The 8,243-nt window shown below is 59.6% G+C and carries 6 protein-coding genes; all 6 read right to left on the bottom strand.

Annotated elements, in window-relative coordinates:
• Positions 1 to 336: 336 nt before the first annotated feature.
• On the bottom strand, positions 337 to 489 hold the full coding sequence (locus tag BN2476_RS46750; RefSeq protein ID WP_160111812.1) for a hypothetical protein: 153 nt from the start codon (positions 487 to 489) through the stop codon (positions 337 to 339).
• A gap of 6 nt (positions 490 to 495) precedes the next feature.
• Positions 496 to 1,188, bottom strand: a complete 693-nt coding sequence (locus BN2476_RS45900) for a hypothetical protein (protein ID WP_143811114.1) — start codon at positions 1,186 to 1,188, stop codon at positions 496 to 498.
• A gap of 180 nt (positions 1,189 to 1,368) precedes the next feature.
• Positions 1,369 to 2,217, bottom strand: coding sequence for a hypothetical protein (locus BN2476_RS45895; RefSeq protein WP_143811113.1), 849 nt, complete (start codon positions 2,215 to 2,217; stop codon positions 1,369 to 1,371).
• Positions 2,218 to 2,397: 180 nt separating this feature from the next.
• Positions 2,398 to 3,375 carry a hypothetical protein gene (locus tag BN2476_RS45890; RefSeq protein ID WP_143811112.1) on the bottom strand — a complete coding sequence of 326 codons (978 nt, stop codon included), beginning with the start codon at positions 3,373 to 3,375 and terminating at the stop codon, positions 2,398 to 2,400.
• A complete protein-coding gene (locus BN2476_RS34525) occupies positions 3,353 to 5,869 on the bottom strand; it encodes a M35 family metalloendopeptidase (protein WP_087738670.1) in 2,517 nt (838 codons plus the stop codon). The genes BN2476_RS45890 and BN2476_RS34525 overlap by 23 nt, the downstream gene beginning before the upstream one ends.
• A gap of 56 nt (positions 5,870 to 5,925) precedes the next feature.
• Complete coding sequence (locus BN2476_RS34520; RefSeq protein ID WP_087738688.1) at positions 5,926 to 8,103, bottom strand: type VI secretion system Vgr family protein; 2,178 nt, start codon at positions 8,101 to 8,103, stop codon at positions 5,926 to 5,928.
• Between the last annotated feature and the right edge of the window lie 140 nt (positions 8,104 to 8,243).

Raw genomic sequence — 8,243 nt, 5'->3', positions numbered from 1 at the left:
ACCAAATCGGCCGACGACATCCTCGCTAGCGTCAAGCGATTTTGTCTACGAATTTCTAACTCGCGACACTAGCGGGTTCTTCGTCCAGTTGATCCGGTTGTCTGGCATACCGATCCTGTCGGCGGTGTTGCCGGAAGCGGGTTGAGTATTGGTCATGGTGCTGTTCCCGTCACTGTTCTTGGATGCGGAAGGATGTGTGGTGCATGCGGCCAGGATGGCTAGGCCCGACGCCGCGAGTACATAGCTGGCCCACCGTCGGTCTAGCCGTAATGTCAGGTTCATCTTTCGCGCTCTCGATAAAGAATGCGGACGCATCACAACTCTCCGCTATAGAGGTTACTGGCCCGATGCCCTAGGATGCTCACCTGCGTACTTCCATTCGAAGCTGAACGGGTCCACGCCGACGTTGCCCGGCAGATTAGGCATTGAATCGCCTTCCTTCACGAACACCTCGTGGTAGCCACCGATCAGGTCGATGGTCTGACCCACGGGGTATCAGTATCCGGTTCGGGGCGAGAAATCACCGGGCCGGGCGCGCGGGAACGGTGGCACCTGGGTGCGGGCGTCGACCTCGCCCAGGAACTTGATCTTGTAGCCCTTTGCGGCTTCCGCGTCGGTCGGCCTGTAGACCTTGAAGTACAGGCGGTTCGATGGCGCATTGTCGGTGATCGGGTAGACCATGCGGCCCTTGCCCTGCGCGTCGGTGCGCGCCAGCACTTCGCGCACGTCGATCCAGTCGAGCTGGCTTTGCCAGTAAACCATTTCGTAGATGTGCGTGCCGGTCAGCAGTTGGCTGTTCACGATCACGAATTCTGCTGGCAACCCGCCGTCAATCTGCTGCTTTGGATGAATCACGTAGCGATATTTCATTAACTCATCATCGCGTGGTGCAGCTTTAATAGCCATGACGCTGTTATCTTCCTGCGGACGACCCGGTTGGATCTCTTTTCCGTCGGAATAAAGTCGCTCAAACGGGCCTTCTGGTGTGGGGTTGCCAGTCGCTTTGACATCCGAATTGGTCGGATTTACGAACTCCAGCTTGTACCGTATTTTGGTGCTGTCCTCCCGCACAGCGCCATCAACAAGCGTGATCCTGGTAATCAAAGGATTCTTGATCCAGTTGATCCGGCTGTCTGGGATACCGATCCTGTCGGCGGTGTTACCGGAAGCGGTTTGAGTATGGGTCATGGTGCTGTTCCCGTCACTGTTCTTGGATGCGGAAGGATGTATGGTGCATGCGGCCAGGATGGCCAGGCCCGACGCCGCGAGTACATAGCTGGCCCACCGTCGGTCAAGCCGTAATGTCAGGTTCATCTTTCGCGCTCTCGATTAAGAATGCGGACGCATCACAACTCTCCGCTATAGAGGTTACTGGCCCGATGCCCTAGGATGCTCACCTGCGTACTTCCATTCGAAGCTGAACGGGTCCACGCCGACGTTGCCCGGCAGGTTCGGCATTGAATCACCTTCCTTCACGAACACCTCGTGGTAGCCACCGATCAGGTCGATCGTCTGACCCACCGCGTACCAGTATCCGGTTCGTGGCGAGAAATCACCGGGCCGGGCGCGCGGGAACGGCGGCACCTGGGTGCGGGCGTCGACCTCGCCCAGGAACTCGATCTTGTGGCCCTTTGCTGCTTCCTCGTCGGTCGGCTTGTAGACCTTGAAGTACAGGCGGTTCGATGGCGCATTGTCGGTGATCGGGTAGACCATGCGGCCCTTGCCCTGCGCGTCGGTGCGCGCCAGCACTTCGCGCACGTCGATCCAGTCGAACTGGCTCTGCCAGTAGACCATTTCGTAAATATGCGTGCCTGTCAGTAATTGACCATTATCGATCGCGAAATAGTCAGGGATTCTGCTGTCGCTCCGTTGCTTGGCTGGTATCACGTAACGATATCTCCTGATTTCATCGTCACGGGGCGGAGCCTTGATTGCCAGTACTCCGTCATCACGCGGCGACGAATAGTCGATCTCGTTTCCTCCAGAGTAGAGTCGCACCGGTTCGGCATCTGGCGTCGGTTTGCCAGTTGCCTTAACGTCTTTATCGGTTGGATTGATAAAGGAAAGATTAAATCTAATCTTTAGACTATCACTGCGTACTACCCCATCCACGAGTCTGATCTCTATAACCAGTGGGTTCTTCGTCCAGTTGATCCGAGTGTCGGGGATACCGATCCTGTCGGCGGTGTTACCGGAAGCGGGTTGAGTATTGGTCATGGTGCTGTTCCCGTCACTGTTCTTGGATGCGGAAGGATGTATGGTGCATGCGGCCAGGATGGCCAGGCCCGACGCCGCGAGTACATAGCTGGCCCACCGTCGGTCAAGCCGTAATGTCAGGTTCATCTTTCGCGCTCTCGATAAAGAATGCGGACGCATCACAACTCTCCGCTATAGAGGCTACTGGCCCGATGCCCTAGGATGTTCACCCGCATACTTCCATTCGAAGCTGAACGGGTCCACGCCAACCGTGCCCGGCAGGTTCGGCATTGAATCACCTTCCTTGACGAACACCTCGTGGTAGCCTCCGATCAGATCGATGGTCTGCCCCACCGCGTACCAGTAACCGGTTCGCGGCGAGAAGTCACCGGGTCGGGCACGCGGGAACGGCGGCACCTGGGTGCGGGCGTCGACCTCGCCCAGGAACTCGATCTTGTGGCCCTTTGCGGCTTCTTCGTCGGTCGGCTTGTAGACCTTGAAGTACAGGCGGTTCGATGGCGCATTGTCGGTGATCGGGTAGACCATGCGGCCCTTGCCCTGCGCGTCGGTGCGCGCCAGCACTTCGCGCACGTCGATCCAGTCGAACTGGCTGTGCCAGTAAACCATTTCGTAGATGTGCGTGCCGGTCAGCAACTGGCTGTTCTTGATCGTGAACTCGTAAGGTATGGGACTCTTCCAGCCATCGTATGCCTTCAGGGTATAGCGATAGCGCTTGACCTCATCGTCACGAGGCGGAGCCTTGCTCGCCATCACTCCATCGGCCTCTGGAGGCCAAGGGGAGACCTCTTTTCCTTCGCAGTAGAGCCGAACCGGTTCGTCGTCTGGTGTCGGCATGCCCGTTCCCCGGACCTCTTTGTCGATCGGATTAGTGATCGAAATGTTGTACCGAACCTTCAGACTGAGTTGCCGCACCGTTCCGTCTACGAACCTGATCTGCGTAATCAGTGGGTTCTTCGTCCAGTTGATCCGGTTATCGGGGATACCGATCCTGTCGGCTGTGTTGCCGGAAGTGGCTTGGGTATTGGTCATGATCCTGTTCCCGTCACTGTCCTGGGATGTCGAAAGATGTGTGGTGGTGCATGCGGCCAGGATGGCCAGGCCCGACGCCGCGAGTACATAGCTGGCCCAGCAGCGGTCAAGCTGTAATGTCAGGCTCATCTTTCGCGCTCTCGATAAAGAATGCAATGTTCTCGGCGTTGGCCAAAGCCTTGTTTGGCGTGAATTCGGCCAGCACCCGGGCGGCCAATGCGCCATAGGCCGTTTGGCCATTGAAGTTTTTTGGATCGCTCGTTGCTGCGGGTAGCGCGATGATCTGATCCTTTGCATGTGCTGTGTTGCGCAGATGCGCCACCTCATGCAGTTGCACCTCCATCCGGTTCTGGTCCACGGGAGCCGTCTTGCTGAATGCGCGGAAGAAGAGGCCATACTGGCAGCCGATATTGATGCACTCCATCTGGAACCCCGCTTGGGCGGGCACCAGTGGCCTGCCGGGGTACGTTGCAGGATGCACCCACGCCCCCGCCTCGAAGCCCAACGCACCCTTGACGACACGCTGCATGGACAGATGGCGGAAAAAGTCCCGCATCCCTTTCAGATAGGCATACGCGTGATGACCCGCTGGCGCCGCGGCAAGCGACCCATGCAGCGTTTCAGGCGAAGCAACCGTATTGGGATCGACGCCAAACCAGTAGATGAAGTTTTCCCACAGCTTTGTATGCTTGACGTTGTGAATATCGTGGGTGGTCGCGTATTCGCGCACAATGACCGGCATCGCGGCAGGCGGCGACGGCAGTACCGCATTCGCGTCCTTCCATGGTTCGAGCTGCTTTAGCCGCTTTTCGATCAGCTTCAGCCCCGTGTTCCAGCTGCTGCGGATTTCCTGTTCGAAGGCTTCTTCCGAAAGATGCACGTCGGTCGTCAGGCATTCGCGCATCTGCGCCAGAAATCCGACCGGATGGTAATGCCAGTTTTTTGCACCCATCTTTCCCGGCAAGGGCGTCAGGCCGGGACCGCTCACCCCATCTGTACCAACCTGCGCTTCCGTCCAGAACTGCTGCCTTTCGGCATCCTGCAGGAACGCATTGAACTGCGCATCGGCGAGTTGCGGCAGCGGCTGATGCCCGCCCGTCTTCAGCTTCTGGTAGCGCGTTACGGCATGGTCCTTGTCCCACTCGGTATGGAAGCGCACGGCGGTGTTACGCAGGATCGCATCGACACCCTCGCTATGCAGATCGTTCAGGTTCAGGGCTACTGGAAGCTTGCATGCGGCATTGAGGATCTGCTGCATCACCGCGTCATCGTCCTCGACGAAAGCATCATCGGTGGTGGTCAGCTCGTTATCTTCGTATGCCTGCCAGCCGCGCGCGACCCAGTCGCTGTCGGTCGTCAGCGCCACCCAGGCGTTCTTCACAAAGGCGCGACCGTCAGCCGTCGCGTGACCCTGGGTGGCATAGGCGTAATATGCTTGACCGTTGAGATCGTAGAGTTTGAAACAGACTAGATCGGATGGTTCTGAACTAGACTTGCCATTAGACTTACATGGGATCGCCGATACAAAGCAGGACCCTGCTGGAAACTGGATCACGCCCGGTGTTGCCGGAATGCCGTCATGAATGAACCTATCCATTGCGAAATCCGCATTCCTCGTCAACCACACCTTCCCCATGCCATCGCTCATGCTGCCGTCCGCATAGTCCTGATGCGACGTGGCGGGATTCACGATGCGCGGCGGCTCAAGTGACTTCATCGGTTTCAGCAGTCCCTTGTCGGCGGCAAAAATCTCGAAATGGAAGCTGTCCGGCAGCACACCGGACTGGCTGTCGGTCTTCCCCGCATAGCCGATCACTTCCCCGACCCGCACTGGATGGCCGATCACCTTCACGGTGTCGAGCGTGCGCCACTTCCGCTCCGACGGATGGCATGCATAGAGCGCGAATATCGGATAGCTGAGCCTGACCTTTGAGGACACTGCCAGCGGCTTTGCCGGGTCCAGGTCGAGATACATGTGCTCTACCCAGCCCTCAACCGCACTGCCACTGTTGATATCCGTCGCGCGCACCTTCGCCATCCGGTGGGCATCGCCGTTCACGGTCAGCACCGTCACCTCGTCACCACGCAACGCGCTGACCAGCAGGATGTTCTCGCCCGTCGTGGCGAATGGCGGCAACAGGGCCTTGTCATGCAGTTGCCGAGCGGGCATCAGGTTCGCGTACAGCGAATAGAAATGCGCCCCCGTATTGCGGTTCACCGGGTTCGCGCCATTGTTCTTCTCGCACTCGTGACGGATCAGCACGAAGCTGCCACTGAACTGCCGTGGCGGCGCCGGCTTCGACATCGATGGCGGCGCAGGCGGGGCGCTGCTCTTGATCAGCGCATCAAGCGCGCTGTCCGTGTAATCGGTGTCCAGGCGATACGCGACGATCGTTCCGTCAGCGACCGCCCGCACCGGCTTCGTGCCCTTCAGGTGCACACCGCCGTGCCAGAAGCGATTCGTGCCGACAGGAAACACGCCGCCGGCCACGCTGCGCGCGAGATCGAGGTATTTCTTCACAAGGGCGGGCGTGGTCAGCGCCGCCGAATTCGACTGCGTATAGGAGACGGGTTGAGGCGCGCTGTAGTAGGGGTCGTCTTCGAACGGGAAAGTGATGATCATCGGCTGTCTTTTGTAGTTTCAGGTTCTCGGGAACATTCGGATACCGTCCGTCAGCGTCAGCCGGAAAACGAGAACGATTCCAGGTCGAACGGCAACCCTTCGCGATCATCGGAGCGCAGGTCCAGCGCGTTCTTCACCCATCCCGTACTCGACTGGATTGGCCCTTTCAATGTGATCCGCACGGCCTCCAGCGTGATGCCGTTGCCGTCAAGCGTGATCGTCCCGGCAGGACCGGAAATCTTCGTCACGTCGCCGGCCTGGAGCTGGATCACCCGGCTCTTCACTCCGGCCAGTTGCCCCGCCTCCAGCTGATGATGTCCCTGCACCTTATGCTCGGAATGACCGCCAATCTCCACCAGATAGTTCGCTGTAATCTGGTCCTTGCGATGGTTCCCGACCTGCTCGATGCGGTCCTTGCCGATCTGCGACGTATGGTTGCGTCCGACTTCGAGAAACGCATCCTCACCGATGCGGTGACGCCGGTCATGGCGAATGTCCACCTGTTCGTCGTGCCCGACTGTCTCGGAACGGTCGTGACCGATGGTGGTGCTCTCGTCGTTCTCGATGGTCTTCATCCGGTCATGCCGGACCGCATGCGACTCGTCGTTCTCGACCTCGGTGCGCATGTCGCGCTCGGCCTGCAACCACAGTTCTTCCGCGCCTTTCCTGTCCTCGAAGCGGATCGCATTCGCGTTGCCGTAGCCGCCGTCCTTTGACGAGCGCGTGAGGATACCGCTCTGTGTCGCGTTACCGGGCAGGTCCCACGGCGGCATCGTCATCGCGTTGTACACACGCCCGATCACGATCGGCCGGTCCGGGTCGCCGTTCTCGAAATCGACGATCACTTCGGTGCCGACACGCGGAATGTGGATGCCGCCGAAGTTGCTGCCCGCCCACGGATACGACACGCGTATCCAGCACGACGAGTTGTGGTCCTTCGGTCCGTGCCGGTCCCAGTGGAACGCGAGCTTCACGCGTCCGTACTGGTCGGTCCAGATTTCGCTGCCTGGCGCGCCCGTCACGATCGCCGTCTGCGGGCCGGTGGTGCGCGGCTTTGCGAACTTCCGTTCGGGCCGGAATACGGTGGTTGCGGGCTGCACGTCGAACTTCGTGGCGATGCGGTAGTGCGCCGCGACACCGCTGGACTCACCAACCTCTTCGGCCTCCAGCGCCGAGCGCAGCACCAGGTATTCGCGGTTCGCGCTTGCCTGCGGATGGCCTGTCAACGTGAATGTTGTCCCGCAGACGACATTGCGCACGTTGCCCTTGCCCGAGGCCCGCTCGCCGTGCGCGTACAGTTCCTCCATGCGCACGCGCGCGAACTGCTCGCCGTCGGCCGGTTCCGTGTAGTCGCCTGGCCACTCGTAGCGTTCGAGCTGGTTGTGCGCGGTGTCCTGCGGCAGTTCGTTCTGCGCCTGAAGCTGCGCCTTCGGTTTCTTGAAGTGGTAGTCGTTGGTCGTCCAGATGCCGGTCTGGATGCGCTCGGTGGTGTCGAAGTGATCGATGTACTCGCGGTCGATCTTGTGACCCGGCGGGTAGTACCACAGCGTCTGGTAGGCGGCGCTCTCGACAGCCTTGTGCGCGCCGAGATGATCGACCAGCACCATCCGGTGGAAGGTGTCCGAGTGCTCGATGAACCAGTAAATGCCGTGCTCGGCCATCAGGCGCTGGGCGAAATGGAGGTCCGTCTCTCCATACTGGACCTGATAGTCGAGCACCGGATACGTGCGGCTCAGGCGCAGATCGTACGAGTACAGGTACGCCCCGAAGACCGTTTCGAGAATGTCCACCACCGTCTTGCGCTGGTAGATACGGAAGTCAGAACACAAGGCCATCAGGGCGGGCCAGGGTTGCAGGAGCACACGGTAGCGGTACTGCCGGTTCAACTTGCCGACGAAGCCCGCCTCCATCACGAGGCCGCTGATCTCACGGGTGCCCGCCCCGATATTCGCCCTGCCCGCGAGCCCGGATTCGCCGGCTGCAAACGTTCCCATCCCGTCAAGCTGGATCGTGACCGTGAGTTCGGTGCCAGCCAGTGCCTTGAGGTTGATCGTGGACGCCACGGCATCGGGCATGCCCAGCGGCGTGGTCAGAAAGAGTTCATACCCGTAGACCGTCGAGAGCGATTCCTCGCCCCTGATTGCGCTCAGCAGTAACGCGGGAGCGCCATCGGGCAACAGGGGAAGTGCGGGGCCGCTTATCGTAAGCGTGCGCCTTTGCAGAAACGTTAGCATGACGAACTTCACTCCCGATTAGATGTCTCATGGATTGAACCGCAATCGGCTCGCGAGCAATATCAGAAGAATTCGAAAATTGCCCCGGACGGGCGAAAGGTATGCCAGCTGCATCAGGAGGCGGGCAACAAAAAACGGCG

The organism is Paraburkholderia piptadeniae (assembly GCF_900007165.1).
Taxonomy (GTDB): Bacteria; Pseudomonadota; Gammaproteobacteria; order Burkholderiales; family Burkholderiaceae; genus Paraburkholderia; species Paraburkholderia piptadeniae.
This window is presented reverse-complemented; position numbering and strand designations above follow the sequence as displayed.

What these genes read in the sequence shown, in the direction of transcription:
- BN2476_RS34525 (WP_087738670.1), bottom strand. Translation starts at nt 5,869, where the DNA reads ATGATCATCACTTTCCCGTTCGAAGACGACCCCTACTACAGCGCGCCT.
- BN2476_RS45890 (WP_143811112.1), bottom strand. Translation starts at nt 3,375, where the DNA reads ATGAGCCTGACATTACAGCTTGACCGCTGCTGGGCCAGCTATGTACTC.
- BN2476_RS34520 (WP_087738688.1), bottom strand. Translation starts at nt 8,103, where the DNA reads ATGCTAACGTTTCTGCAAAGGCGCACGCTTACGATAAGCGGCCCCGCA.
- BN2476_RS45900 (WP_143811114.1), bottom strand. Translation starts at nt 1,188, where the DNA reads ATGACCCATACTCAAACCGCTTCCGGTAACACCGCCGACAGGATCGGT.
- BN2476_RS45895 (WP_143811113.1), bottom strand. Translation starts at nt 2,217, where the DNA reads ATGACCAATACTCAACCCGCTTCCGGTAACACCGCCGACAGGATCGGT.